Origin of the sequence: Faecalibacterium sp. i21-0019-B1, from assembly GCF_042852915.1 — a bacterium.
GTDB classification, from domain to species: Bacteria; Bacillota; Clostridia; order Oscillospirales; family Ruminococcaceae; genus Faecalibacterium; species Faecalibacterium taiwanense.
Map to the genome: position 1 here is coordinate 493809 of NZ_AP031425.1, position 26379 is coordinate 520187.

22 protein-coding genes and 1 riboswitch are annotated in these 26379 nt (G+C 58.6%); of the genes, 11 read left to right on the forward strand and 11 right to left on the reverse strand.

Features of this window, described 5'->3' with window-relative positions; all coding sequences use genetic code 11:
- Positions 1-15 precede the first annotated feature (15 nt).
- The 5 genes from ACGHP1_RS02320 to ACGHP1_RS02340 all read left to right on the forward strand — a co-directional run bounded on the left by ACGHP1_RS02320 (position 16) and on the right by ACGHP1_RS02340 (position 6673).
- Entirely contained in the window at positions 16-1026 is a 1011-nt protein-coding gene (locus tag ACGHP1_RS02320) for a glycosyl transferase family 4 (RefSeq protein WP_390507513.1), read from the forward strand.
- 32 nt (positions 1027-1058) lie between these two features.
- Positions 1059-2387, forward strand: coding sequence for an FtsW/RodA/SpoVE family cell cycle protein (locus ACGHP1_RS02325; protein ID WP_120120852.1), 1329 nt, complete (start codon positions 1059-1061; stop codon positions 2385-2387).
- Between the two features lie 80 nt (positions 2388-2467).
- Entirely contained in the window at positions 2468-3592 is a 1125-nt protein-coding gene (gene murG / locus ACGHP1_RS02330; RefSeq protein ID WP_097774340.1) for an undecaprenyldiphospho-muramoylpentapeptide beta-N-acetylglucosaminyltransferase, read from the forward strand.
- 33 nt (positions 3593-3625) lie between these two features.
- Complete coding sequence (locus ACGHP1_RS02335; RefSeq protein WP_097774341.1) at positions 3626-5167, forward strand: FtsQ-type POTRA domain-containing protein; 1542 nt, start codon at positions 3626-3628, stop codon at positions 5165-5167.
- A gap of 27 nt (positions 5168-5194) precedes the next feature.
- The gene (locus tag ACGHP1_RS02340; protein ID WP_390507515.1) at positions 5195-6673 is read left to right on the forward strand and encodes a UDP-N-acetylmuramoyl-L-alanyl-D-glutamate--2,6-diaminopimelate ligase; all 1479 of its coding nucleotides are present in this window, start codon (positions 5195-5197) and stop codon (positions 6671-6673) included.
- A 57-nt stretch (positions 6674-6730) separates the two neighbouring features.
- Here ACGHP1_RS02340 and ACGHP1_RS02345 read toward each other — a convergent pair whose 3' ends face one another.
- The 4 genes from ACGHP1_RS02345 to serC form a co-directional block, all read right to left on the reverse strand.
- Positions 6731-8833, reverse strand: coding sequence for a heavy metal translocating P-type ATPase (locus tag ACGHP1_RS02345; RefSeq protein WP_390507517.1), 2103 nt, complete (start codon positions 8831-8833; stop codon positions 6731-6733).
- A gap of 144 nt (positions 8834-8977) precedes the next feature.
- Entirely contained in the window at positions 8978-9259 is a 282-nt protein-coding gene (locus ACGHP1_RS02350; protein WP_390507519.1) for a DUF6110 family protein, read from the reverse strand.
- Between the two features lie 448 nt (positions 9260-9707).
- Positions 9708-10868 carry a phosphoglycerate dehydrogenase gene (locus tag ACGHP1_RS02355; RefSeq protein WP_390507521.1) on the reverse strand — a complete coding sequence of 387 codons (1161 nt, stop codon included), beginning with the start codon at positions 10866-10868 and terminating at the stop codon, positions 9708-9710.
- 15 nt (positions 10869-10883) lie between these two features.
- Entirely contained in the window at positions 10884-11966 is a 1083-nt protein-coding gene (serC, locus tag ACGHP1_RS02360) for a 3-phosphoserine/phosphohydroxythreonine transaminase (RefSeq protein WP_390507523.1), read from the reverse strand.
- A 331-nt stretch (positions 11967-12297) separates the two neighbouring features.
- On the opposite strand from serC, the gene ACGHP1_RS02365 reads away from it, so the two are divergent.
- The 3 genes from ACGHP1_RS02365 (at position 12298) to ACGHP1_RS02375 (ending at position 14559) form a co-directional block, all read left to right on the forward strand.
- Complete coding sequence (locus tag ACGHP1_RS02365; protein ID WP_349137520.1) at positions 12298-12720, forward strand: BlaI/MecI/CopY family transcriptional regulator; 423 nt, start codon at positions 12298-12300, stop codon at positions 12718-12720.
- A gap of 15 nt (positions 12721-12735) precedes the next feature.
- Positions 12736-13896, forward strand: coding sequence for a 23S rRNA (uracil(1939)-C(5))-methyltransferase RlmD (gene rlmD / locus ACGHP1_RS02370; protein WP_390507525.1), 1161 nt, complete (start codon positions 12736-12738; stop codon positions 13894-13896).
- 147 nt (positions 13897-14043) lie between these two features.
- Positions 14044-14559 (forward strand): hypothetical protein, encoded by a 516-nt coding sequence (locus ACGHP1_RS02375; RefSeq protein WP_120080611.1) that lies wholly within the window; start codon positions 14044-14046, stop codon positions 14557-14559.
- 58 nt (positions 14560-14617) lie between these two features.
- Here the strand turns inward: ACGHP1_RS02375 and ACGHP1_RS02380 are convergent, their stop codons facing one another.
- The 4 genes from ACGHP1_RS02380 to ACGHP1_RS02395 all read right to left on the reverse strand — a co-directional run bounded on the left by ACGHP1_RS02380 (position 14618) and on the right by ACGHP1_RS02395 (position 18835).
- Positions 14618-15499 (reverse strand): aldose 1-epimerase, encoded by an 882-nt coding sequence (locus tag ACGHP1_RS02380; protein ID WP_005944142.1) that lies wholly within the window; start codon positions 15497-15499, stop codon positions 14618-14620.
- Positions 15500-15502: 3 nt separating this feature from the next.
- Positions 15503-15667: a hypothetical protein gene (locus ACGHP1_RS02385; protein WP_005944144.1), complete on the reverse strand. Its 165-nt coding sequence runs from the start codon at positions 15665-15667 to the stop codon at positions 15503-15505.
- A 77-nt stretch (positions 15668-15744) separates the two neighbouring features.
- Positions 15745-17235 (reverse strand): UxaA family hydrolase, encoded by a 1491-nt coding sequence (locus ACGHP1_RS02390; RefSeq protein WP_005944146.1) that lies wholly within the window; start codon positions 17233-17235, stop codon positions 15745-15747.
- Between the two features lie 85 nt (positions 17236-17320).
- Entirely contained in the window at positions 17321-18835 is a 1515-nt protein-coding gene (locus ACGHP1_RS02395) for a tagaturonate reductase (RefSeq protein WP_390507528.1), read from the reverse strand.
- Between the two features lie 326 nt (positions 18836-19161).
- Between ACGHP1_RS02395 and uxaC the strand changes: the two genes are divergently transcribed.
- Positions 19162-20595, forward strand: a complete 1434-nt coding sequence (uxaC, locus tag ACGHP1_RS02400) for a glucuronate isomerase (RefSeq protein WP_390507530.1) — start codon at positions 19162-19164, stop codon at positions 20593-20595.
- Positions 20596-20683: 88 nt separating this feature from the next.
- On the opposite strand, the gene ACGHP1_RS02405 is transcribed toward uxaC, so the two are convergent.
- On the reverse strand, positions 20684-21358 hold the full coding sequence (locus ACGHP1_RS02405) for a hypothetical protein (protein ID WP_242961833.1): 675 nt from the start codon (positions 21356-21358) through the stop codon (positions 20684-20686).
- 149 nt (positions 21359-21507) lie between these two features.
- A complete protein-coding gene (locus tag ACGHP1_RS02410) occupies positions 21508-23199 on the reverse strand; it encodes a M3 family oligoendopeptidase (RefSeq protein ID WP_390507533.1) in 1692 nt (563 codons plus the stop codon).
- A 202-nt stretch (positions 23200-23401) separates the two neighbouring features.
- Positions 23402-23497: riboswitch (THF riboswitch) on the forward strand.
- Positions 23498-23652: 155 nt separating this feature from the next.
- Between ACGHP1_RS02410 and ACGHP1_RS02415 the strand changes: the two genes are divergently transcribed.
- On the forward strand, positions 23653-24165 hold the full coding sequence (locus tag ACGHP1_RS02415) for a folate family ECF transporter S component (protein WP_223388194.1): 513 nt from the start codon (positions 23653-23655) through the stop codon (positions 24163-24165).
- 14 nt (positions 24166-24179) lie between these two features.
- Complete coding sequence (locus ACGHP1_RS02420) at positions 24180-25454, forward strand: bifunctional folylpolyglutamate synthase/dihydrofolate synthase (RefSeq protein WP_390507535.1); 1275 nt, start codon at positions 24180-24182, stop codon at positions 25452-25454.
- A 417-nt stretch (positions 25455-25871) separates the two neighbouring features.
- Here ACGHP1_RS02420 and ACGHP1_RS02425 read toward each other — a convergent pair whose 3' ends face one another.
- Positions 25872-26321, reverse strand: a complete 450-nt coding sequence (locus ACGHP1_RS02425; RefSeq protein WP_390507537.1) for a hypothetical protein — start codon at positions 26319-26321, stop codon at positions 25872-25874.
- Between the last annotated feature and the right edge of the window lie 58 nt (positions 26322-26379).

A 26379-nucleotide genomic window follows, 5' to 3' on the forward strand; every position in this document is an offset into this window, starting at 1 on the left:
TTTGGAGATTGAAAAATGATTCGTTTCGCCTTGGTCGTCGCGTCGGTGCTGGGTTTTGTGCTGACTGCGGCGCTCGGCAATATGATGGTGCCGCTGCTGCGGGAGCTGCAGCGTGCGGCACGCGGTACACAGCCGGACAGCGATGCCCCGGACAGCCCGGTGCCTACCATGGGCGGGCTGTGCCTGATGGTGGGCACCCTTGCCGCTGTGGGCGTGGGCTGGCTGGCCGCATGTGCTGCACAGCCTTCCCTGCTTGGCAGCGACCGGCAGATGACCTCCCGCCTGCTCATTGCACTGCTGGGGTCGCTGGCCTTTGGCGCAGTGGGGCTGGCCGATGATCTGGCCCGCATCCGCGGCCGCTACCCGAACGGTTTGGGCCTTGGCCTGCGCCGCACACAGCGCCTTGCACTGGAATGCATCGCTGCAGCGCTGGTGCTGGGCCTGCTGGCACTGAACGGGTGCCTGCCCACAGGGCTGATCCTGCCGGGAGCAGGCTATGTGGAATGTGCGCTGGCACCGCTGCTGTGGGCTGTGCTGCTGGTGGCGATGGCCGAGGCGGCCCGCGTGGCCGACGGTGCCGACGGCACGGTGTGCGGCGCGGCCTTTGTAGCTATGCTGGGCCTGATGATGCTGGAAACGCAGCTGGGCTGGTTTCCGCTGGCAGTATTCCCGGCGGCACTGGCCGGTGCACTGATGGCCTTTCTGCTGTGGGATTTTCCACCGGCAAAGCTGCACCCCGGCCGGTGCGGCTGCTTGTATGCAGCGGGAGCCATTGGCTGCATCCCGCTGTGCATTGGCTACGCAGAGCTGAGCATCCCGCTGGCACTGCCCTTCTGGGTGGAGGGCGGCATGGTGGTGCTGCAGGTCCTGTTCTGCCGCCGGAAGGGCAGGCCGCTGTTTGCGGCGGCACCGCTGCACCGCTGGCTGGAAAAGCGCGGCATGAGTGCAGTGAATATTTTTTACAGCCTGTGCGCACTGAGCGTGTGCGGGCTGGCGCTGGCCGTGCGTCTGGCACGCTGGGCCTGAGCGCCTGATTCTGAAAATAAGGGGGAGTGGCAATGGCAGCCACCCGCAGACAACATAAAAACCAAAAAGAAAGTGCATGGGTGCCGCCGCTGCAGCGGGACCCGGGACCGTGGAACCGGCTGCTGCTCAACTGGCTGGCAACGCTGGCCATTATCATGGTGTTCGGCCTTGTAATGCTGTACAGCGCAAGCTACACCACCGGCTACCTGCGCATGGGCGACAGCCTGCACTACATCAAGCAACAGGCTATCTGCATGGCCATTGGCATTGGCTGCATGGTAGTCATGAGCTATGTGGATCACCGCTTCCTGCGCTGGGCGAGCAAGCCGCTGTACTGGGTGGTGCTGGCTATGCTGGCCGTCACGCTGACCTTTGCACCGCTGAACGGCTGCCGCCGCTGGATCCGTCTGGGCGGACTGACTCTGCAAACCTCTGAGGTGGCAAAGTTTGAGATGATCCTGCTCTCGTCCCATCTGGCGGCAAGTGCGCCGCAAATCGGCCGGTTCAGCCCGTCACTGAGAGAAAAGATCAAGCCAAAGGATTGGCTGTTCATCCGCATCGTAAGGCAGCTGATCGTGCCGGTGCTGCCGCTGGTGCCGGTGGTGCTGCTGCTGTTTTTAGAGCCGCACATGTCCGGCATCCTGCTGACCACCGCCATCGTGGGCACCATCCTCATGCTGACCGGCTGCGGCGGTGTATTGACATGGTGCGGGGCCGCAGCGGCGGCTCTGCTGCTGAAACCGGCCCTGACGCTGGTGGAATCCATTGGCTATCTGCAGGACCGCCTGAACACATGGTCCGATGATCTGGAAGCGCTGAACGACCAGACCAAGCAGAGCTTGTACGCCATCGGCTCCGGCGGACTGAAGGGCCTTGGCCTTGGCAACAGCGTCGAAAAGCAGCTCTGGCTGCCGGAAAGCACCAACGACTTCATCTTCAGTGTGGTGTGCGAAGAGTTGGGCTTCATCGGTGCGGTGCTCATCATCGTGCTGTTCATACTGCTCATAGCGCAGGGCCTGATGATCGCCTATAAGGCCGAGAACCAGTTCTGCACCATGGTGGGAATTGGCATTATGGCGCAGATCGCCTGGCAGGTGTTCTGCAACATCGCCGTGGTTACCAACACCATCCCGAATACCGGCATCAGCCTGCCGTTTTTCTCGTCCGGCGGCACCAGTCTGATCTTGCTGCTGGCAGAAATGGGCGTGATGGTGAACATTGGGCGCAACGGAGAGCGGGCGGCGCAGCAGAGGGCAGCGGCCCACGCACAGCGGCAGGCTGCAAAGGCTCAGCGTGATGCGGAGCTGAAGGACCGTACCATCAATCTGGACGATGCCCGCCGTGCGCGCAATGAACTGTAACGACTGTTTTGAGGGCGCAGGCCAGTGGGGAGCTCCCCGATGACCTGCCCAGATGCACTAATAATAGAGGAGGAATCGTCATGCGAGTTCTGATCGCTGCCGGCGGCACTGCCGGCCATATCAACCCGGCACTTGCCATTGCAGGTGCTATCAAAAAGGCAGACCCTTCTGCCGAGATCCACTTTGCCGGCCGCAAGGAGGGCATGGAGTACCGCCTGGTAGGACAGGCGGGCTATCCCTTCCACCATATCGAGATCACCGGTTTCCAGCGCAGGCTGTCGCTGAACAACATCAAGCGCAACATCGTTACGCTGTGGAATCTGGCCCTCTCTGGCCCCAAGGCAAAGGCCATTATGAAGGAGGTCAAACCCGATCTTGTGATCGGCTGCGGCGGCTATGTGTCCGGCCCGGTGGTGCGCTGTGCCGCCAAAATGGGCATCCACACCGCCATTCATGAGCAGAACGCCTTCCCCGGCGTGACCAACAAGCTGCTGGCACCGGATGTGGATCTCGTGTTTGCCGCCGTGCCTGCTGCTGTGGAAAAGCTGGGCGCACCTGATAAGACCATCGTGGTGGGCAATCCGGTGCGCCCGGAGGTGTTCACCAAGGCAAAGGACCGCGATGCCATCCGCGCTGAGCTGGGCGCGGGCGACCGCACGGTGATCCTTTCCTTCGGCGGCAGCCTTGGCGCACGCCGCGTCAACGAGGTGGTGGCTGACCTGTGCGCATGGGAACAGCACGAGAAGAAGCCGGTGCTGCATCTCCACGCTACCGGCCAGTACGGTGTGCAGCTGTTCAAGGATCTGGAAAAGGAAAAGAACTTCGCGGAGGGCGACGGCCTTGTGGTGAAGGAATACATCAACAATATGCCGGAACTGCTGGCTGCGGCAGACCTTGTCATCAGCCGCGCCGGTGCGCTGACGCTGGCCGAGCTGGAAGCTGTTGGCCGTGCAGCCGTGCTCATCCCCAGCCCCAATGTGGCTGAGAACCACCAGTACTTCAACGCCATGGAACTGCAGAAGGCCGATGCCGCTGTGGTGATCGAGGAAAAAGACCTGACCGGCGAAAAGCTGGTGAGCACGGTGTCCGACATGCTGGCACAGCCCGGCAAGCTGGCTGAGATGGGCAAAAATGCCCGCAGCCTGTCGGTGGATGACAGCCTTGACCGTATTGCAGACGCTCTGATGAAACTGGTGCAGAAGTAAAACAAAACCTAAACCGGAAAGGAGGTGTGCGCCATGCAGCAATACCGCAATAACAGAAACAACGGCAATATCTACGACCTGCGGAAAGACCTGCAGCATACTCCGCCGCCTTCACAACAAAAAGGATCTTCCGGCAGTGCGGACGGGCGCTATGGCTTCAACGGGGAACCGCTGAGCTTTGCGCCGGACCGCACCGCCAATGGTACGGTGCGCCGCACCCGTACCGATAACAGCATCGAGTTCCCTTCGCAGCCGCGCCGCACCGAACAGAGCGGCACCCGGCGCACCAGCGGCCAGAACCGGAACCGTACCGCGCAGCGAAGTCGCACGGCCCAGCCGGAACAGCGTGCATCCGGCACGGCCCGCAAGCCGCAGCAGCGCCGTTCACAGGGGCAGAAGCCGCGCAAGACAGCGGCTCAGGCAGCGCAGCAACGCTACAAAAACCAGCGTCTGCGCCCGGCACAACAGCAGCCACGCGACCCGGTACAGCGGGAAAAACGCAAGAAGCGCCGCCTGACCCGCGCCGCGCTGAAACGGCGGCGGATGCTGCGGCGGCTGATGGCCTTTGTGACCCTGCTGGCCGTGATCGCCGCCGGTGTTTACCTGACCATGACCATGCTGTTTAAGATCGGCACCATTCAGGTGCAGATGGCGGACGGCACCGTGGTGCAGGAGGTGGGCGGCTATTCCAGCAGCCAGATCCTGCAGGCACTGGGTGTGCAGACCGAAGAGAACATTTTCAGCTTTGACCCCGCCGCCAAGGAAGCGGAACTGGAAAAGCAGTTCCCGCTGCTGGAATCCATCAGGGTGGTTCGGGATTACCCCAACACGGTGGTGGTGCAGGTGACCGAGGCGGTGCCTACCTATGCCATGCAGACGAAGAGCGGCTGGCTGACCCTCTCGGATCAGTTCAAGATCCTGGCCTGCGAGTCTGCCCAGCCGGAAGAACTCAAGACCCTATACGGCGGCGAGCCGGTGTCGGTGACACCCGGCGACCAGCTGACCTTTGCAGCGCAGGCAGACCCGGCGGCATCGGATGCATCCGGTTCGGCAGCAGCTTCGGCAGCGGTGCAGACAGACGACCGTCTGGATGCGCTGAATGAGCTGCAGGCAAAGCTGGAAGAGTATGGGATGCTGGACGATGTGACCCGCATGGAATTTGCGGACACCGACCAGATGGCATTTTTGTATCAGGATCGTGTCAGTGTGCTTCTGGGTACACGGAACGATCTGGATTATAAGCTGGACCGCGCACGCTATGTGCTGACCAATGCCGACGGCAAGGGTTGTGCCCCTACCGACACCGGCAGACTGGATTTCAGCCATGTCAGCGCGGGCAGCACCCGTAAAATTTACTTTGCACAGGGCCAGCCGACCCTGCCCTCCGGTTATGTTGTGCCGGAAAAGACCGTGCCGGAAGAGCCTGACACCTCTGCTGCCGAGGATACTGCGGCAGACGGTGCAGAGGATGCCGCTGCGGCCCAGCCTGCGGACGATACGGCGGCAGCTGCGGAAGAAACACCGCTGACCGACCCCGCCCGCATGACCGCAAATAACGAAGAAAACCCCATGTGACAAAATGTTTTGAGGAGCGTGTGCAGTATGAAACTGGAACAGTTACTGGAAGGCGTGCCCTTTACCCTTGCGCAGGGCAGTCTGGACACCGAGATCTCGGATATCATCTACGACAGCCGCAAGGCGGCACCGGGCCTTTTGTTCGTGTGCATCGTGGGCACCCAGCGTGACAGCCATGAGTTTGCCGCTGACTGCGCGGCAAAGGGTGTCAGCGCACTGGTCATCCAGCACGACATCGACCTTTCCGCCATGCCGGGCGTGACCGTGGTCAAGGTGGAAAGCAGCCGCTATGCTATGGCTCTGATGAGCGCGAACCTCTTCGGCAACCCGTCCCGCCAGATGACCATGATCGGTGTGACCGGCACCAAGGGCAAGACCACTACCACCCACATGATCAAGAGCGTGCTGGAAGCTGCAGGCCGCAAGGTGGGCATGATCGGCACCAACGGCATTTATTATATGGGCCGCCACAAGGAGACGGCCAACACCACCCCGGAAAGCTACGAGCTGCAAAAGACCTTTCGAGAATTTCTGGATGCAGGCTGCGACACCGCGCTGATGGAGGTTTCCAGCCAGGGCCTGATGATGGACCGCGTGGCCGGTGTGCACTACAATGTGGGCGTGTTCACCAACCTTTCGCCGGATCACATCGGCCCCGGTGAGCACAAGACCTTTGAGGAGTACCGCAGCTGGAAGGGCCAGCTGTTCAAGCGCTGCGACGTGGGCGTGGTGAACATTGACGATGAGAACACCGAAGCCCTGCTGGAAGGCCATACCTGCAAATTGGTCACCTATGGCCGCGCTGAGCAGGCGGACTACCGCGAGACCGGCTTTGAACTGCTGCGCACCCACGATTTTCTGGGCGTGAAGTTCCATGTGACCGGCAAGGACGAGATGGATGTGAAGGTGAACATGCCCGGTGAGTTCAGCGTGTACAACGCGCTGGCAGCTCTGGCGGTGGGCAAGGTGCTGGGCCTGCCGGATCAGGCGATCCACGACGGCCTTGGCAAGTGCGTGGTCAAGGGCCGCGTGGAGCTGGTGCCCATCAGCAAGAAGTTCACCATCCTGCTGGACTACGCCCACAACGAGGTGTCCACCGAAAGCCTGCTCACCACTCTGCGGGCCTACAAGCCCCACCGTCTGGTGGTGGTGTTCGGCTGCGGCGGTAACCGCTCCAAGCTGCGCCGCTACGGCATGGGCGAGATCTGCGCCAAAATGGCCGATTTCTCCATCCTTACCGAGGACAACAACCGCTTTGAAAAGGTGGAGGACATCCTTGCTGATATCCGCGTGGGCATGAACAAGGGCAACCCGGACGCAAAGTTCGTGGAGATCCCCGACCGCCTGGATGCACTGCACTACGCAGTGGATCACGCGCAGGAGGGCGACCTGATCGCCGTCATTGGCAAGGGCCACGAGACCTACCGTGACCGCGAGGGTGTCAAGACCCCGTTCCTGGAGCGGGAGCTGTTGGAAGAGTATGCACAGCAGATCGGGCTGGAATAACAGATAAAAAATAACGCCGTGTCGAATGTTCAGACACGGCGTTATTTTTTGCGGTAATTATGCTTTCAGCTGCGGAGCCTTGTTCTCCGGCAGGAGATTGGTCATGCTCTTCAGGCTGATGCCGATGGTGGAGAGATTATGCAGCATGGCAGAGGAGGCCGGCTGCAGGATGCCCAGAGCACCCAGCGCGATGAGGGCCGAGTTGAAGGTGAGCACGAAGCGGTAGTTTGCGTGCACGCGCTTTTGCAGGGAGTTGGCGATGGCCTTGAGGGCCACCAGCTCCTCCAGACTGTCGGCTTTGATGGTCACGTCTGCGATCTCGCGGGCGATGGCAGCGCCGGAGTTGATGGCGATGCCAATGTCGGCAGCAGACAGGGCGGGGGAGTCGTTGATGCCGTCGCCGATCATCACCACGGTGTGGCCCTCGGCCTTGGCCTGCTGGACGAAGTTTGCCTTGTCCTCGGGCAGCACCTCGGCAAAGAAGCGGTCCACGCCCACCTGCTTTGCAATGGCGGCAGCGGTGCGCTCGCTGTCGCCGGTCATCATGACGGCGTTCCGGATGCCCAGCGCACGCAGTCCGTTCAGCACAGCGGCGGCTTCCGGGCGCAGCGGGTCGGAAATGCAGATCACGCCCACCAGCTGCCCGCTGGCAGCCATGTACAGGTGCGAATACGCGGGCTTGAGGGCATCGAACTTCTGCTGCTCGGCTGTGGGGATGGTACACTTTTCATCCTCAAAGACGAAGTGGTGACTGCCAATGACCACGCGCTCGCCGCCCACGCGGCTTGCAATGCCGTGGGCCACGATGTATTCCACCTCGGAGTGCATCTCCTCATGGGAAATGCCGCGCTCTTTGGCGGCACGCACCACGGCGTTGGCCATGGAGTGGGGGAAATGCTCCTCCAGACAGGCGGCCAGCTGCAGAACTTCGCGCTCGTTGCAGCCGGAGAAGGGCACGACCTCCACTACCTGCGGGGTAGCGCGGGTGAGGGTGCCGGTCTTGTCGAACACGATGGTGTCTGCCTTGGACAGGGCTTCCAGATACTTGCCGCCCTTGACGGTGATGTGGTAGCTGCCGCACTCGCGCATGGCGGAAAGCACGGCCAGCGGCATGGAGAGCTTGAGCGCGCAGGAGAAATCCACCATCAGGCAGGAGATGGCGCGGGTGGCGTTGCGGGTGAGCAGATAGGTGACCACCGTTGCGCCCAGACACCATGGCACCAGCTTGTCGGCCAGCACCAGCGCACGGTTCTCGGTGCTGGACTTGAGCTTTTCGGATTCCTCGATCATGGCCACGATCTTGTCGTAGCGGTTGGAACCGCCCTCGGCCTTGGCGATAAAGACGCACTCGCCCTCCTCCACAACGGTGCCGGCATAGAGGGTGGACCCCTCTGCCTTGCGCACCGGCATAGCTTCGCCGGTCAGGGCAGCCTGATTCACCATGGCTTCGCCTTCCAGCACGGTGCCGTCCAGCGGGATCATGTTGCCGCTGCGCACGACCACCTCATCGCCGGAGCGTACTTTGGTCAGAGGCACCAGCACTTCGGTGCCTTGGCTGCGCACCCACACCTTGTCCACGTTCAGGGCCATGCTGCGGGCCAGATCGTCCAGACTCTTCTTGCGGGTCCACTCTTCCAGCAGAGAGCCCAGATTCAGCAGGAACATGACAGAACCGGCGGTGCCAAAGTCGCCGCGCAGCAGCGAGACGCCGATGGACAAAGCGTCCAGCACCTCCACTTCCAGCCTGCGGCTCAGCACGCAGCGCACACCCTTCCAGAGAAAGCGGATGGAACGGAAGGCGGTGTAGGCAGCGTCAAGGGGTGCGGGCAGGAACAGCTTGCGCAGGCAGCGGCCTGCCATCAGATCGAACATTTTATCCTGATATTCCCGGTTCAGCCTGCGGCTGTCGGCGGAGGTGACCAGAGCGTCATACTCGGCCACATCGAACTTGTAGCCCGCCAGTACAGCGATGGCAGCGGAACGTCTGCCGGTATAGGTAATGACCACATCGCCGGTGCGCTCGTAAACGGCGGCATGGACGATGGCATCTTTGTGGTTCAGATATGCTTCCAGCACATCGGCACGGTGCAAAGTCATGCGGACGTTTTCCACATGCACGCGCATCCGACCTTTGCCTTCATGCAGAATGGTACATTTCATATATCAAATATCCTTCTCTATCTTTTTACCGCAGCGTCAGGCTGCTATACCCTGCACGCCTGCGGCCCCACTCTCACAAAAAAGAGCCGCCCGAAGGCGGCTCGAAAGCCACATTGGGGCTTTCAGTGCTTTACGAACCGAAAATTACTCAGCGGTCTCTTCGGTGGTCTCCTCGGCAGCATCCTCGATCACAGCAGTCTCGGCTTCAACAGCACGAGCCTCGTTGATGGCCTTTGCATCGGCCAGAATGTCACCGGCCTGCTCCTGGACCTTGCTGACGGTCTCCATGGTGGAGTCCTTCATGCGCAGCACAGCAGCGGTGGTCTGGGTGTAGACCTTCTTGGCATCCTTGCTGGACAGCAGCTTGAAACCGGCAGAGCCGAACAGAGTACCGGCGGCGAACAGTGCGATCTTCTTGATATCCATAGTAACTTCCCTACCTTTTCTATTTCCTGTCAGAGGCCCTGCACCGCAGGACCTGTAAGATGAATATACCGGCCCAAAAGCCGGAGAACAGGGTGGACATTTCCCTTCTGTCGAGCCTATTGTAGCACAGAATTTACCATTTTCAAGCTTTTTCTTGAATGTTAATACATGTAAACTTTTTACGATGTGTAGTTAGAAAAAGCTATCTCTAACGCGTTTTTTAAGACAAACTACAGTTTGTAAATGGAAACTAACCGGCAGATGGGACGAGAAAGAATTTCCAGTTTGTAAAAAATCCTGGTTTGGAAATGCAGGTTGCCGCCACGGCCCTTCTCTGTGAAAAAGCAACCCGGAAAAATCCGCAGACTTTTCCGGGTTGCTAAAATAAAAATCGTTTTCCGCTGAAGATGCCAAGAGCGACGCGGCGGACATTTTAAACCGTTTTGCTTTACAGGATGCGCACCCGGATCACGGCGGGGATGGCAGCCAGCTTTTCGGCCAGCGTCTTGTCCACAGCACCGGTAGCATCCAGCATGGTGTAGGCCATGTTCTTTTTGCTCTTGTTCACCATGTTCTCGATGTTCAGGCCGGCTTCGGTGGTCAGGGCGGTGATCTGGCTGATCATGCCCGGCTCGTTTTTGTGGATGATGCAGATGCGCTTGCCGCCGGCGCGGGGCTGGTTGACCTCCGGCATGTTCACCGAGTGGATGATGTTGCCGTTCTTCAGGTAGTCGCTCAGCTCCTTTGCAGCCATCACGGCGCAGTTGTCCTCGGCTTCCGGGGTGGAAGCGCCCAGATGCGGGGTGCACACGATGCCGGGCTTGCCCAGAATGGCCTCGGACGGGAAGTCGGTCATATAGCCGGACACCTTGCCGGTCTCCATGGCTTCCAGCAGGGCTTCGGTGTTGACCAGTTCGCCGCGGGCGTAGTTCAGGATCTTCACGCCGTCCTTGCACAGGGCAAGGGTCTGGGCGTTGATGGTGTCCTTGGTGGTGGGCAGGTAGGGCACATGGATGGTGATGTAGTCGCACAGCGGCAGCATGTCGTTCAGGTTCACGCAGTGGTGTACCTGACTGCTCAGGTTCCATGCGGCGTCAATGGAGATGTAGGGGTCGTAGCCGTAGACCTCCATGCCCAGCTCAATGGCGCAGTTAGCCACGCGGGAGCCGATGGCACCCAGACCGATGACACCCAGCGTCTTGCCCTTGATCTCGTTGCCCACGAACTGCTTCTTGCCCTTTTCCACGGTCTTTGCCATGGCGGGGTCGCCGGTCAGGCCCTGACACCACTGGGCAGCAGCAGCCACATTGCGGCTGCCGGCGATCAGCATACCGATCACCAGCTCGGCCACAGCGTTGGCGTTGGCACCGGGGGTGTTGAACACCACGATGCCCTGCTCACTGCAGCGGTCCAGCGGGATGTTGTTCACGCCGGCACCGGCGCGGGCGATGGCCAGAAGATTGTCGTTGAAGGCGGTATTCAGCATGTCGGCGCTGCGAACGAGGATGCCGTCCGGGGCATCGGTGTCCACAGCCACGTCAAACTGCTTGTTGTTCAGCTTTGCCAGACCCACCGGGCTGATGGCGTTCAAAGTTTTGATCGTATACATATCTGAATTCCCCTCTTATGCATTTGCCTTGCGGAACTTCTCCATGAAGTCCACCAGCTTGTCCACACCCTCGGCGGGCATTGCGTTGTAAATGGAAGCGCGCATACCGCCTACCAGACGATGGCCCTTCAGGTTCACGAAGCCTGCTTCTGCAGCTTCGGCGCAGAACTTCTTGTCCAGATCTGCATTGGGGCTGGTGAAGGTGACATTCATGGTGCTGCGGTAGCGGTGCTCCACAGGATTCGTGAAGAAGTCCTGACCGTCCAGATAGTCGTACAGCACTTTGGCCTTGGCTTCGTTGATCTTCTGCATGTTGGCAAGACCGCCGATGTCGTTTTCCAGATACTTGAGCACCAGACCGGTCATATAGATGCACCAGCAGGGGGGCGTGTTGTACATGCTGTCCTTGCCCAGCAGGGTGGTGTAGTTCATCATGGTGGGCACATTGTCGGCGGCATGGCCCAGCAGGTCGTCGCGGACGATGGCAATTGCCATGCCGGCGGGAGCTACATTCTTCTGCACGCCGAAGTAGATGCAGCCGTACTTGGTCACATCCACGGGCTTGGAGAGGATCATGGAGCTCATGTCGGCTACCAGAGGCACACCCTCCACCTGCGGCACCTCGACAAACTGAGTGCCGAAGATGGTGTTGTTCTGGCAGATGTGGATGTAGCTGGCATCCTTATCATAGTTGATGGCGTTCACGTCCGGGATGTAGGTGAAGTTCTTATCCTTGCTGGAAGCAACGATGTTCACCTCGCCGAACTTGGCGGCTTCCTTGGCGGCAAGGTTCGAGAAATTGCCGGTGACAAGGTAATCTGCCTTGCCGGTGGTCATGAAATTCAGCGGGACCATGGCAAACTGCTGGGTGGCACCGCCCTGAAAGAAACCGACCTTGTAGTTGTCGGGAATGTTCATTACCCGGCGCAGGGTGGCCTCGGTGTCCTTGATGATGGCATCGAACCACTTGCTGCGGTGGCTCATCTCCATCACGCTCTGACCGCTGTCGCCATACTCGAGCAGCTCTGCCTGTGCCTGCTTGAGCACCTTCTCGGGCAGCATGCTGGGGCCTGCGCTGAAGTTGTAAACTCGTGCCATAATGAACTCTCCCTTTCCTGTATCGCACAGCACCGCGGTTTTCTGCGGTGCGTTCTATTGATTGCTGTAGCCGTAGTATACCGGTTTTGCAGGGATGAAAACAAGAGCATCTTTGCACAAAGATACGGCGCAAAAGCCCCTGTGCGGGCACAAAGCACACAAATGTCCTTGATGGAAAAACAAAAACAAAGACAAATGTAAAATAGAGCTGAAAAAGCCTGATTTCATCGGCGTTTCCGGCTCTTGCGCTTTGGCGCAGAAATTGGTATAATAATAAAACAAAGACAAACGTAAAAGCAAAAAAGATGCCAAAAGGAGGGAGAACAGCAGGATGTACGGCATCCCGGACAGTGTAAAGCCGCTTTCGGCGGCAGAGGAGCAGGTGATGCTGGCGGTGTGGGCCTGCCGTGCGCCCGCGACCCGGCGGGACATCGACGAAAAGCTGCGCGCAAAGGGCTGGGCACCGGCTACCGTGCTCAACTTTCTTTACCGGCTGGAAGAAAAGGGTTGGGTGAAAAGCGGCAAGGATGGCAACCGCAATACCTACACTCCGGCCATCACCCAGCGCGCCTACAACGTGTGGAGTATGCGGGAACGGCTGGACACCCTCTTTGGCGGCGACCTTGCGGCGGCGGTGCGCGCGCTGGTCAGCGAGAGCGGCTGCGGCCAGAGCGAGCTGGAACAGGCCATGAAGGTGCTGGAGGAAAAGCATCTGGAAGCGGAAGAATATGATCTGTATGACCCTTATGGGTAAAAAGGAGAGCAGAAGATGGATTGCAAACTGCGTGCCAAAAATTGCGGCGGCTGCCCGATGCTGGGCATGGACTACGCCGCACAGCTGAAACAGAAAGAAGAGACCGTGAAAAAGCTGCTGGGGAAGTACGGCCCGGTGGAGCACATCCGGGGCATGGAAACGCCGTACCACTATCGGAACAAGGTGATCTCCACCTTTACCACCGGCTGGGGTGGAAAACTTACCTCCGGCATCTATGCGGCAAACAGCCACAAGGTGCTGCCGGTGGAAAGCTGCCTTTTGCAGGACGAAGTGCTGGATAAGACCATGCTGGCCGTGCGTGCGGCAGCGGGCACCTGCCATTACCAGCCTTTTAATGAGGATAAGGGCACCGGCCTTCTGCGTCACTGCCTGCTGCGGCGGGGTGTTATGACCGGGCAGGTGATGGTGGTGCTGGTGACGGCTCAGCCGGTGCTGCCGGGTGCCAAGAACTTTGTCAAAGCCCTGCTGACCGAAGCCGGAAAGCAGGGCGTGGCCATCACCACCATCGTCCAGAACGTGAACGACCGCAAAACCAGCGTAGTGCTGGGTGAAGCGGAAAAGGTGCTGTACGGCAAGGGCTTCATTCTGGATACCCTCTGCGGCAAGACCTATGCCATCAGCCCACGCAGCTTTTACCAGATCAACCACGCCCAGACCGAAGTGCTGTACGGCCTTGCGGTGGACGCGGCGCATCTCACCGGCAAAGAAGTGGTGCTGGATGCCTACTGCGGCATCGGAACCATCGGCCTGACCGCCGCCGACCATGCAAAGCAGGTAGTGGGCGTGGAGGTGAACCGCGAAGCGGTGCACGATGCCATAGGCAATGCAAAGCACAATGGCGTGAAGAACGCCCGCTTCTTTGCCGCAGATGCCACCCGGTGGATCGGCGAAGCCGCTGCGGCTGGTGAACGCGCAGACGTGATCTTTATGGACCCGCCGCGAGAGGGCTCTACGCCGCAGTTTATCGAAAGCGTGGCCCGCATGGCCCCGAAACGTGTGGTCTACGTGAGCTGCAACCCGGTCACGCTGGCCCGGGATCTGGAGCTGCTGACCCGGAAGGGATACAAAGTGGAGAGCAGCACGCCGGTGGATATGTTCCCTCACAGTGAGCATATCGAGGTTGTGTGTTCGATGGTTAGATTCAAAAAGCATTGATCTAATGTGAAGTAGGGTGAACCGTTTTATGGATTCTGTTACACAGCGTATAAAAATGATCCGGCAATATGAAGGAAAATAAGAAGGCCTGTGCGGTCTGGTGAAAAATAACAACACAAATAGTACAGAGAAAAGGAGCATCTACCCATGAACGCAAATATCAATTATGATGAGATCCCGGATACCAGTGCCGTGCAGGAGGACCTGCTTGCGGCGCTGAGCAGCCAGCATGTGACCGTGCACACGAATGAGGAGCCGGACTTCGACTACATGGAAAACGGGGATGTGGCTTTTGTGGTCAAGAACCCGCACAATGATGAGAATTTGCTCATTGAACTGGGCGGTGAGTTCTCGCTCTTCTTCGGCCTGTGGCATGGGCAGTACAAGGCCGTGGAGTACGACTACGACCGCATGAAGAAGGACATTGCAGCCATTCTGGCGGGCAATGCCGGTGCGCTGAGCCTGTATGCCGACGGCAGGTGGCAGGGCAGCGCTCTCTGCCCGGAGAAGGTGTCTGCCGATGCCGACATGGAAAAGCTGCTGGAACGCTGCTGGCAAAAGCAGGAGCCGAAGGAAAAACTGCTGGCACAGGGCGGCAGGGTGGAACTGCTTTATTGGGACCCGGCGGAAAATAAGAGCTTTATGATTCCGGCAAAGAACTGAAGTATAACAAAAAGGACACACCACAACGGTGTGTCCTTTTTGTTATACGATATGAAGCTTAGACCTTCTCGATGGTGATGCTCCAATCAGCGGTCATGGCCTCGTCCGGCTCCAGCACTTCGTGCTTGCCTTCCTCATTGACGCTGTTGGCCCAGCCGTTCCAGGGCTCCATGCACACAAAGCTCTCGGCATCCTGCTGCCACAGCACAGCGTGGTCGAAGCTGTCGTCGGCATCCACAGTCACCTTGTGGCCGCTGCCGCTGTCGGTGAGGGTCATGGGAAACTGCACGCCGGTCAGCAGGCGCACGCTGTTATCGGCACCTTCCTTGCGGGTGAGGGTGATCTTTTCCGGGGCAGCGGGCTGCTCGCCCTTGGCGCTCTCGGAACAGGTGGCGCACTTGATATCGAAGTCCACATTCTCCAGCTTGGAAGCCTTGAAGTAGGGGTGGAAGCCGAAGCTGAAGGGCATGTTGGTGTCGCCCTCGTTGATCACGGTCATGTTGATGGCGGCAGTGTTGCCCTCAAGGTTATAGTTCATCAGCACGGTGAAATCGAAGGGATAGAGGAACTTGGTCAGCGGGGTGGACTCCAAAATCAGGGTCACGCCGTCCGGGCCGACGCTTTCCACATCCCATGCGCACAGGTCGGCAAAGCCGTGGTTCTCCATGGGGTATGCCTTGCCGTCAAAGATGTGCACGCCGTTATCCGGCAGGCCGCAGTTGGGGAACAGCACCGGCACGCCGAAGCGGGGGCGGTTGCACTCGGAAAAATTGGGGTGGCGGGTCCAGATGTACTCCTCGCCGTTCAGGGAGAAGCCGGTGATCATGCCGCCGCGCTCCGGGGTGATGACCAGCTCGGTCTTTGCCTCAGCATCGGTGATAACGTACTGCTCATAGCAGGCACCGTTTTCGGTGACATAACGGGTGGTGATCTGATTCATAGTTCAGTCCTCCTTATGTTTCTGGTTCTGTGCCAGTTTTTCAAAATAATAATCAATGCCATAGCGAATGAGATATTTTATGACCCTTGCAATAACGGCCACGATAGCGGCAAAAATGCCGCCGTAAAGCAGAAACGCATAGATCATCATGCGAGTGGTCATAGCCATAAAAACACTTCCCTTCCGTTTTCATGCACAAAGAGGCTGCCGTACAGCCAAAGTGCCATACAGCAGCCTCGAAACGATTACAGAACGACGCCGTCCTTGAAGATGGAGATCTCGCGGAAGCCGTGCTTCTCGGCCTTGGTCTGCTCACCGCTTGCAACGCGGATGACCAGATCCAGCAGGTCCTTTGCAGCCTCGTCGATGGTCTTTTCGCCATCGGCGATCACGCCGGTGTTGAAGTCGATCCAGCCGGATTTCTTCTGGGCCAGCGGGGTGTTGGTGGAGATCTTCAGGGTGGGAGCCGGGGCTGAGAACGGAGTACCGCGGCCGGTGGAGAACAGGATCAGGTGTGCGCCTGCGGCGGTCATGGCCGTGGCAGAAACCAGATCGTTGCCGGGGCCGTACAGCATGTTCAGGCCCTTGGTGACAACGGGATCACCGTAGCCGATCACGTCCATGATGGGGGCGGTGCCGCCCTTCTGCACGCAGCCGCAGCTCTTGTCTTCCAGCGTGGTGATGCCGCCCTGCTTGTTGCCCGGAGAGGGGTTATCGTAGACCACCTCGTTGTGGCTGATGAAGTAATCCTTGAAGCCGTTGATCATGTGCTCAGCCTTGACAAAAACATCATGGTTGATGCAGCGATCCATCAGGAAGCCCTCGGCACCGAACATCTCGGGTACCTCGGTCAGCACGGTGGAACCGCCGCGCTGGCCCATCATGTCGGAGAAGCGGCCGATGGTGGGGTTGGCGGTGATGCCGGACAGGCCGTCCGAGCCGCCGCACTTCATGCCCACCACAAGATCGGACACGGGGATAGGCTCACGCTTGAACTGCCCGGCATAGGCAGCCAGCTCCTTGAGGATATCGCGGGCAGCGGTGAACTCGTCGTCCACCTCCTGACAGGTGAGGAACTTCACACGGTCGTGGTCGTACTCGCCCAGCTCTTCCACGAACTGATCGTGCTGCAGGTTCTCGCAGCCCAGATGCAGCACCAGAACGGCGGCAGCATTGGGGTGGCGCACCAGCGCAGCCAGCAGCTTGCGGGTCTGTGCATGGTCGTGGCCGGTCTGGCTGCAGCCGAAGGGATGGGTGAAGGTGTACAGGCCCTCAATGGAGCCGGTGACCAGATCCTGATTGTCGGCAACGATCTTCTTGGCGATGTCGTTGACGCAGCCCACGGTGGGGATGATCCAGATCTCATTGCGGATGGCGGCACGGCCGTCCTTGCGGCGGAAGCCCATAAAGGTCTCCGGCTCGACCTTGGGCAGGGGAGCCAGATCCGGGGCGGGGTTGTAGCTGTACTCTACCTCACCGGACAGGTTGGTGTGCACGTTGTGGGTGTGCATCCAGCTGCCGGGAGCGGCATCTGCGGTGGCGTGGCCGATGGGGAAGCCGTACTTGATCACGTTCTCACCGTTCTTGATGGGCTTCACGGCCATCTTGTGGCCCTGCGGAATGTCCTCCAGAGCAGTCACAGAAAGACCGTCCACTTCCACCAGCGTGCCCTTGGCAATGGGGTGCAGGGCAACGACCACGTTGTCGATGGGGCTGATATGAATTGCCTGCGGCATAGTAGTTCTCCTTATCGTATCGCACAAAAGGGCTGCTGCCCAAAGCAGCAGCCCTTTGTTGTGCGGGTAGGTTGATTTTTCAGGCTTACAGGCAGCTCTTGTAAGCAGCCTCGGCACCCTGAGTGCGGATCATTTCCAGATCAGCCAGAACAGCGGCCTCGAGACCCTCGATCTTGGTCAGATCCTGATCCCACATCTGGGTGTTGGTCAGCACGGCGTTCACCAGCTGAGCAGCGGTGTCGTCCTTGTGTGCATAGTAGAAGTCCAGAGCCCATGCGTCATCCTGGATCTTGTAGGTGTTGCCGGCAGGACGCTTGCAGATCAGGCCGTCGGCGGTGCGCTCCTGAATGTCGCTCGAATAGAAGGCAATGTAGGCTGCCAGAGACATGGTCAGACACTTGGGCAGCTGCTTCTGCTCCTCGATGTAAGCCAGGAAGGAAGGCATGTTGCGGGCCTTCCACTTGGAGGTGGAGTTCAGGGAAATGCTCATCAGCTCGTGGTTGACGAAGGGGTTGTTGAAGCGGTCCTCAACAGCGGAAGCAAACTCTTCCAGATCCTTCTTGTCCAGCGGCAGGGTGGGGATGATCTCCTCGTGCAGCATCTTGTTCATGAAGCCGCGGATGGTGTCGTTGTGCATGCAGTCACGCACAATGTCGAAGCCGGCCAGATATGCGCCCAGAACGAAGCCGGTGTGTGCACCGTTCAGGATGCGGACCTTGCGCTTCTTGTAGGGGGTAACATCGGGCACGACCATGACGTTCACGCCGGCCTTCTTGAACGGCAGCTTGTCCTCCAGCTCAGCGGGGCCTTCGATGACCCACACGCCGAACACTTCGCCCACATCCAGAACGGCGTCGTGGTAGCCGTTGGCCTCTTCCATGGCAGCCAGTTCCTTGGGATCGCGGATGCGGCCCGGAACGATGCGGTCCACCAGAGTGGAGCAGAAGGTGTTTGCGTTGTTCATCCAGTCGATGAAGGCAGGCTCCAGATTCCAGTCCTTGGCGTAGTTGTTGCAGCACTTCTGCAGCTCCTTGCCGTTGTTGTCGATCAACTCGCAGGACAGGATGGCCAGACCCTTGTCAGCAGCACCGTTGAATGCCTTGTAGCGCTCGAACAGCACGCGGGTCAGCTTTGCGGGGAAGCTGTTGGGAGGAACCTGATCGAACTGGCTGTCGCCCTGCGTGTAGGCGATGCCGGCCTCAGTGGTGTTGGAAACGATGGTCTCCAGATCGGCAGAACGTGCCAGCTCCAGCACTTCGTCCCACTTGCCGTCGATGTAGGGGCACACACAGTCGGACACGCAGGAGATCACGCGCTTTGCATCGACCTTCTGGCCCTTCTCGCTGCCGCGCAGGTACAGGGTGTACAGGCCCTCCTGCTCGTTGATCCAGTCTGCCATCTGGGGGAAGTTGCTGATGGGCTGCACCAGCTTGACCTTGCCGTTGTAGCCGGCCTTCTCGTTTGCGATGTCATAGAAGTAATCCACGAAAGCACGCAGGAAGTTGCCCTCGCCAAACTGCATGACCTTGACGGGTGCATCCTTCAGGATGTAGCCGTTATAGCCGGTGCCTTCCAGAACCTTGTAGTTCAAAGTTTCCATCTTGTTGATCTCCTTTATAAACTTGCTTTGCTTATCAGAGAGCCTCTTTGTCTGCCCTCTGCTCCTTACCCTATTTTATGCTGTTGTATACAAATAAGTCAAGAGCTTTGTGCAATATTTTTAGCCTTAAGGTGACGATTTGGGGCATTTCCAGCGAAAAGCACAATTGTGTGCTAGAAAATTTGTCACTTTTTCAGTTGTATACATGCGCTTTTTCCGTTATACTAAAGGTAAGACAAACCTGCCCGTGCAGGCGGGCGTCCCGTTGTACACAAGGTTTGACGGATTTTTAACAAAAACCATCAGAGAAAAGGAGTTATCGACCCATGAAAGCATTTATGGATAAGGAATTCATGCTCCAGTCTCCCACTGCTCAGCATCTGTACCATGACTACGCTGCGGATATGCCTATCTGCGACTACCACTGCCACATCCCTCCCCGTGAGATCTACGAGAACCGCCGCTTTGAGAACATCGCTCAGGTATGGCTGGGCGGCCGCAACCCGGACGGCAGCTACTTTGGCGACCACTACAAGTGGCGCGTGATGCGTTCCAACGGTGTGCCCGAGGAGTACATCACCGGTGATAAGCCCGACCGCGAGCGCTTCCAGAAGTTTGCAGAGGCTCTGCCCATGGCCATCGGCAACCCGATGTACCACTGGACCAACCTCGAGCTGCATGTGTTCTTTGGCTACGACGGCGTGCTGAACGGCGACACCGCTGAGGAAGTGTGGAACCTGTGCAACGACAAGCTGCAGCACGATCCCAAGCTGACTGTCCGCGGCCTGATCGAGCAGTCCAACGTTGCCTTCATCGGCACCACCGATGACCCCATCGATGATCTGTACTGGCACAAGAAGATCAAGGAAGATCCCACCATCAAGTTCACCGTGGCTCCTTCCTTCCGCCCCGATAAGGCAATCAACATCAACAAGCCCGGCTTTGCCGAGTACATGGGCAAGCTGGCCGCTGTTGTGGGCGAGGAAAAGCTGGCCTGCATCGATTGCGTCACCGATGCCCTGACCAAGCGCATCGAGTTCTTTGCCGAGATGGGCTGCCGCGCTTCTGACCACGGTCTGGATTACATCCCCTACCGTGAGGCCACCAAGGAAGAGGTCAACGCCATCTACCAGAAGGTGATGAAGGGCGAGACCTGCACCACCGAAGAGGCTGAGAAGTACCAGACCTACATCCTGATCCATCTGGGCAAGCAGTATCACCGTCTGGGCATCGCCATGCAGATCCACTACAACTGCCTGCGCGGCGTGAACCGCAAGATGAACGCTCTGCTGGGACCCGACACCGGCTATGATATGATCAACACCGCTACCTGCGGCGGCGAGATCGCAAGCCTGCTGAGCGCCCTGAACGACACCGACGAGTGCCCCAAGACCATCATCTACAGCCTGAACCCCGCCGACGACGCACAGATCGGCACCATTCTGGGCTGCTTCCAGAACAGCGAGGTGCCGGGCAAGATCCAGCACGGATCCGCATGGTGGTTCAATGACCACAAGATCGGCATGGAAGAGCAGATGACCCGTCTGGCAAGTCTGGGCCTGCTGGGCAACTTCGTTGGCATGCTGACCGACAGCCGCAGCTTCCTGAGCTACACCCGTCACGACTACTTCCGCCGCATCCTGTGCAACATCATCGGCCAGTGGGTCGAGGATGGCGAGTATCCCAACGACGAGAAGGCTCTGGAGAAGATCGTCAAGGGCATCTGCTTCGACAACGCAAAGCGCTACTTCAACCTGTAAGAGAAGTGCCTGAACCTGAATAAGGCATAACACAAAGCCCCCGGAACGGATTACCGTTCCGGGGGCTTTTGCTGTAAGCAGATAATGTTTACTTTACAAGGCTGCGCAGCACAACGCGGGCAGTGGAAACGTCGGAACCAAGCAGGGTGTCGTAGGCATTCAGGATGTCGCGGATGGCCTGCAGGTTGTCCTTGGTCAGGGTGTAGGTCTTGGTGGAGCCGTCCTTGCCGGTAAAGGTGGCAGTGACGCTCTTGGCGGCAAGCCACTCGTTCAGCCAGCTGGTCTCGTCGTCCATATCGAACAGCTCATAGTCAAACCATGCCTTGAGGTCATTGTCGTAGCCGCCGATGAACTCTTCATCACAGGTGAAGTCGTAGTAGTTATCCTCGGTCTCTACCCGAACAGATTTCATGTCCAGCTTTTTATTGCCGAAGTAGGTCATGCCCAGACTGAGATAAACGGTGGGATCATCGTTGGTAACGAACAGGTAGGGGTACAGACCGCAGGAGGCCTTTTCCATGCTGGCCTCCTCGTAGGGAGAGTCGATCTGCCAGCCCTCGGCCTCGCTGTCATAGGTGACAGTGAGCTTGGACAGGGCAGAGCGCAGCTGCGCCTCCGACACCGCATTGGTCACAGAAAGCTCTGCCGGGGCAGGCTCGTCCGGAAGAGCAGGGCTCAGGGCAAAGGCGGAGACGCCGCCCATCAGGATGGCGGCGGTGCACAGGCAGGCGGCACCGCGCTTGAACAGTCCGGTCAGTTTCATAGGAATCTCCTTTCGCTTCACAGAAACGCTTTTTCTCTGTCCAGAGCATACAGATTTTAAGGCTCCTGACAGCAAAACGGCATGAATCGCCCCTCAGATGCATCAGAACGACCATTCAGACGGGGTGCGGTGCGGATGAAAACGGCTTCTTATACCTGATGGGTCTCCAGCCAGTCGGTCATCTGCTGGGCGATGCCCTTGATGCTGCCTTCCTCAAAGGGGACTTTCAGCCCTGCGGTCTCCAGCAGCTCGGTGTAGCTGGCCATGCCTGCACGGCGCACAAGGCGCAGGTAGCGCTCCCACGCATCCTTGTGGTCGTCAAGGCTCAGCAGGAAGAACTGCAGTGCGGCCATGGTGGACAGGCAGTAGTCGATATAGTAGAAGGGGCACTCATAAATGTGCAGCTGACGCTGCCAGCCTGCACCGCGGCCATAGAAGGGAAGACCGGCAAAATCGATCCACGGGCGGTACTTCTTTTCCAGCTTGAGCCACTCGGCATTGCGTTCATCGGGGGTCAGATCCGGGTTCTGGTACATGATGTGCTGGAACTCGTCCACTTCGCATCCGTAAGCAAGGAACACAAAACTGTCCTCAGCGTGGAGCAGGGCGTATTTGTCGGTATCCTGGCCGAAGAGCAGATGATGCCACGGTGCGGTCAGGAACTCCATGGCCATGGAGTGAATCTCGGCGCTCTCCATGCCGGGGCATTCCAGATCGGCGGGGATGGCGGGGTCACGCTCGGCTACATAGCCCTCAAAGGCGTGGCCGCACTCGTGGGTCAGCACGTCCACATCGCCGGAGGTGTTGTTCCAGTTGGCAAAAATGAAGGGGGCCTTGTAGCTGGGCAGGCTGGTCATGTAGCCGCCGGACATCTTGCCGGGGCGGCTCTCCACATCGAACAGCTCGTTGTCCTGCATAAAGTCGATGAACTCGGCGGTTTCCGGGCTAAGCTCATGGTACATGGTGCGGGCGGCATCCATACGGGCTTTGTAGCCGGGAATGGGCTTGGGATTGCCGTCCTTGAACATGATGGGCAGATCGGTGAAGGTGGGGCGGGCAATGCCGGTGCGCTTTGCACGCATGGCCATCACCTTTTGCAGCTGGGGCACCACATCGTTTGCCACCTGATCGCGGAATTTCCGGATCTCCTCCGGGCCGTAGCCGATGCGGTTCATGCGCACATAGGAAAGCTCACTGTAGTCGTGATAGCCCATCACCCGGGCCTGTGCATTCAGGTTCTTCACGATCTCGCCGTACAGCTCGTCCAGTTCGGCACGGTGGGCGTCAAAATAACCGGCCTCGGCCTCGTAGGCGGCGCGGCGCACGGCAGGGTCCAGATCCTCCTTGTAAGGGCCCAGCTGCGGGATGGTGAGCTGTTTGCCGTCCAGTTCCACCAGTGCGCCGCCGTAGATCTGCTGGTAGCGGCTCACCAGAGCATTGAACTGCTGCTGCAGCTCCACGGTGCGGTCATCCATGCCCAGAACGGCATTCTTCATACCGGCCACACAGGTGGTGCCGAATTTTTCGGTCAGGGCATCCACATGCGGGTTCGCAAGGAAAGAGCGGCTGATCTCTACGCTGGCGTTGGTCACGGCGGGGCCGTTGGCATCAAAGAAGTCCTGCTCAGCCTTCCAGTATTCATCGCGGGTGTCGCAGGTGTAGTGGATGTTGGCAAGGTTCGCGGCGGTGTTGTACTCCGCAAAGGCTTCGCTCTGCTCGTAGTAGAGCCGGACAAGAGCATCGCCGTCCGGTGCGGCAGCGGCCTTTGCGGCCAGCTCTTTGCACCGGGCCAGCAGGGCACCGATGTCCGGGCGGGTATAGGTCATTTCGTTGAATTTCATTGGGAAACATTCCTTTCCGGGAGAAGACTCCATATTTAAGGTTAAACCCATCTTACCACGTTATGCGGCAAATGAAAAGGGGACACAGGCCAAAACCCGGCAGATGCTATGCACAACTGCTAAAATTTGACGATGTGGTTTGGCAAAGTTGTCTGTGCAGGCGGTTGCATGGCTGCGGCAAAAGGACTATAATAAAACCATCAACAGAGTAAGACCATGTGCGTTAAGTGCCGCATCAACGGGGAGTTGTGCTGTGGACGAAGGTGTACCCGCGGTGCATGGTCTGCATCCCGCTGCTGCATGGACTTGGGTGCAGGCGAGACGGCTTGCGTCCCGCCCGGAAGTGAAAGTTGTTGGATTCACGCCCTCCTTTGTGCGGTTTGTCACAGGGAGGGCGTTTTTGTTTGTGCAGACCGCCCGCCCGGTATTCCTTTTGCAAGGAGGACAGTTGATATGAACAACTCGAAAAATTCCGTCCGCACGCTCACCATGCTGGCCTTGCTGGTGGCAATGAGCATCGTGTTCAGCCGAGTGTTGAGCATCTCCACCGGCTTTGTGCGGTTCAATCTGGGCAGCCTGCCGGTGCTGCTGGCAGCGCTGCTGTTCGGCCCCGGTGCCGGCTTTGCCGTGGGCGCTGTGGCCGATATGATCGGCGGCGTGCTGGCAGGCTACGCCATCAACCCGCTCATCACGCTGGGCGCGGGTGCCATTGGTCTGGTGACGGGGCTTGCATGGCAGAAGCTGCCCGGGCTGCGCACCGGCCTGCGGCTGCAGATCAGCGTGCTGCTGGGACACTTTGTGGGTTCCATGGTCATCACCTCGCTGGCACTGCGCATCTTCTACGGCTACCCGTGGGCAACGCTGGCAGTGCGCATCCCCAATGCACTGATCCTGGCTGCGGTGAACACTGTGCTGTTGCGCATCCTGCTGGAGAACCGTACCCTGATGAAGATGGTGAAAAAGTAAAAAGAGGCATTACAATGAATTACGAACAGGCAATGGAATACATCCATGCGGTCCAGTGGGCCGGCCACAAGCCAGGCCTGACGCGCACCCGCACCCTGCTGGCCGCACTGGGCGACCCGCACAAACAGCTCAGATTCGTGCATGTTGCAGGCACCAACGGCAAGGGCAGCACCGCCTCCATGATGGCATCCTGCCTGCAGGCCGCGGGCTATCGGGTGGGCCTGTACACCTCGCCCTTCATCAACCGCTTCAACGAGCGCATCCAGATCAACGGCGTGCAGATCCCGGATGAAGAGCTGGTGAAACTAGTGGAGCAGGTAAAGCCCGCCGCCGATGCCATGGAAGATGTGCCCACCGAGTTTGAGATCATCACGGCGCTTGGGATGCTCTATTTTGCCCAGCAGAAATGTGAGATCGTGGTGCTGGAGGTGGGCCTTGGCGGCACGCTGGATTCCACCAACGTCATTGATGCCCCGGAGTGCGCAGTCATCACGGCACTGGGCATGGATCATGTGAAGGAGCTTGGCCCCACTCTTGCGGACATTGCCGCCGCCAAGGCGGGGATCATCAAGGAAGAGTGCCCGGTGGTGAGCTACGGCGGCGTGCCGGAGGCAGATATTGTTATCCGCCGCGTCTGTGCTGAAAAGCATGCCGAGCTAACTGAGGTGGATTTCAGCAGGCTGAAATACGAGGGCGGCAGCCTTGACGCGGTGGAGTTCGACTTTGACGGCCTGACGGATGTGCACCTGCCCCTGATCGGCAGCTACCAGCCCCGAAATGCGGCGCTGGCTATCACGGCTCTGCGGGTGATGCGCACCCATGGCTGGAACATCCCGGAAAATGCCATCCGTACCGGTCTTGAAACGGTGAGCTGGCCGGGCCGCTTTGAACTGCTGCGGCACGAACCGGCGTTTCTACTGGACGGCAGCCACAACGCCCACGGAATGCGGGCCACGGTGCAGAGCCTGAGAGACCGCTTCCCCGGGCAGAAGTTCGTTTTTCTGGTCAGCATCATGGCAGACAAGGATGTGGACCAGATGCTCAGCCTGCTGGCACCGCTGGCGGTGCGGTTCGTCACGGTGGCGGCGCACACGCCGCGCTCCATGCCTGCCGAAACCCTGGCAGAACACATCCGGGCCTATGGCTGCAGGGCGGAAGCGGCAGCTTCCATTGAAGCGGGCGTGGCCCGGGCGGTGGAGCTGGGCGGCGAAGGCCCGGTGTGCGCACTGGGCACGCTGTATTTCTCTGGCGATGTGCGGAAGGCGTTTGCGGAACTTGTGAAGGGCTGAAGATTTAAAATGGCTCCGCGTGCGCTGCGCCATCATCAGCGGAAAAATATTTTTATATTTGCAAATCAGGAAAATCTGCGGATTTTCCTGATTTGCTTTTTTCACGGTAAGAGCCGTAACGGCTGACGGCATCTTGCTGCTGTCAGCCTGCGGCTGTCGCGCAGCGGATAAAGCGAAAGCTTGCCCGCACGGCTTGTCGCGTAAGCGACTTTAAATCGGCGGAACACAAAAAATCCTTTAGCGAAGCGACTTGGATTTTTTGTATGGAGCCCAACAGCTTTGGGGTTACTAGGGGCGAGCAGCCCCTTTCTCGTTGCGGGGTGGGTGGAGTCCAGAGGCAGGGAGGGGGGACTCGAAACACCCCTCCCTGCCTCTGGCCCAGCGGAGCGTCCCCGGCGGCGATGATTTTTATAAAAGCTATGAAGCCTGTCCCACGCGACTGCTCTCTGCACAAGAAGCAACTTTTTCTGTGAAAAAGCAAACAAGCCAGCTCCGCAGGGCTGGCTTATTTGCAATAAAAAATAATTTTCCGCTAAAAATGCCCAGAGTGAAACGGAGGGCATTTAAATGGTTAGGCCTGCGATAGCACAGACAAAAAGAAAAAGCGGTGACTCGTGCAGGTTGAGTCATCGCTTTTCTTGCCCCTTGCGGGGCAGGCAGGGTAAATGATAAGAAGGTAAATGAAGAAAATAGCAATTTTAAGAACAAAGGTTTTGTGCTGAGCGAAGAACCGCTCGTAGAAGTCCATGTATCCAACGTAGTGCCTTTGTTGGATACAACATACCACTTTTTTGGAAGAATTACAAGCCCTTTTTTCGATTTTTCACCGATAAACGTGCGAAAAATCGCATTTTTGGAGAAACGCACAAATTCAACGAAAAGTTCCCGGCAAACTGACGAACAAGCATAAAAATGAGCCGGTGCG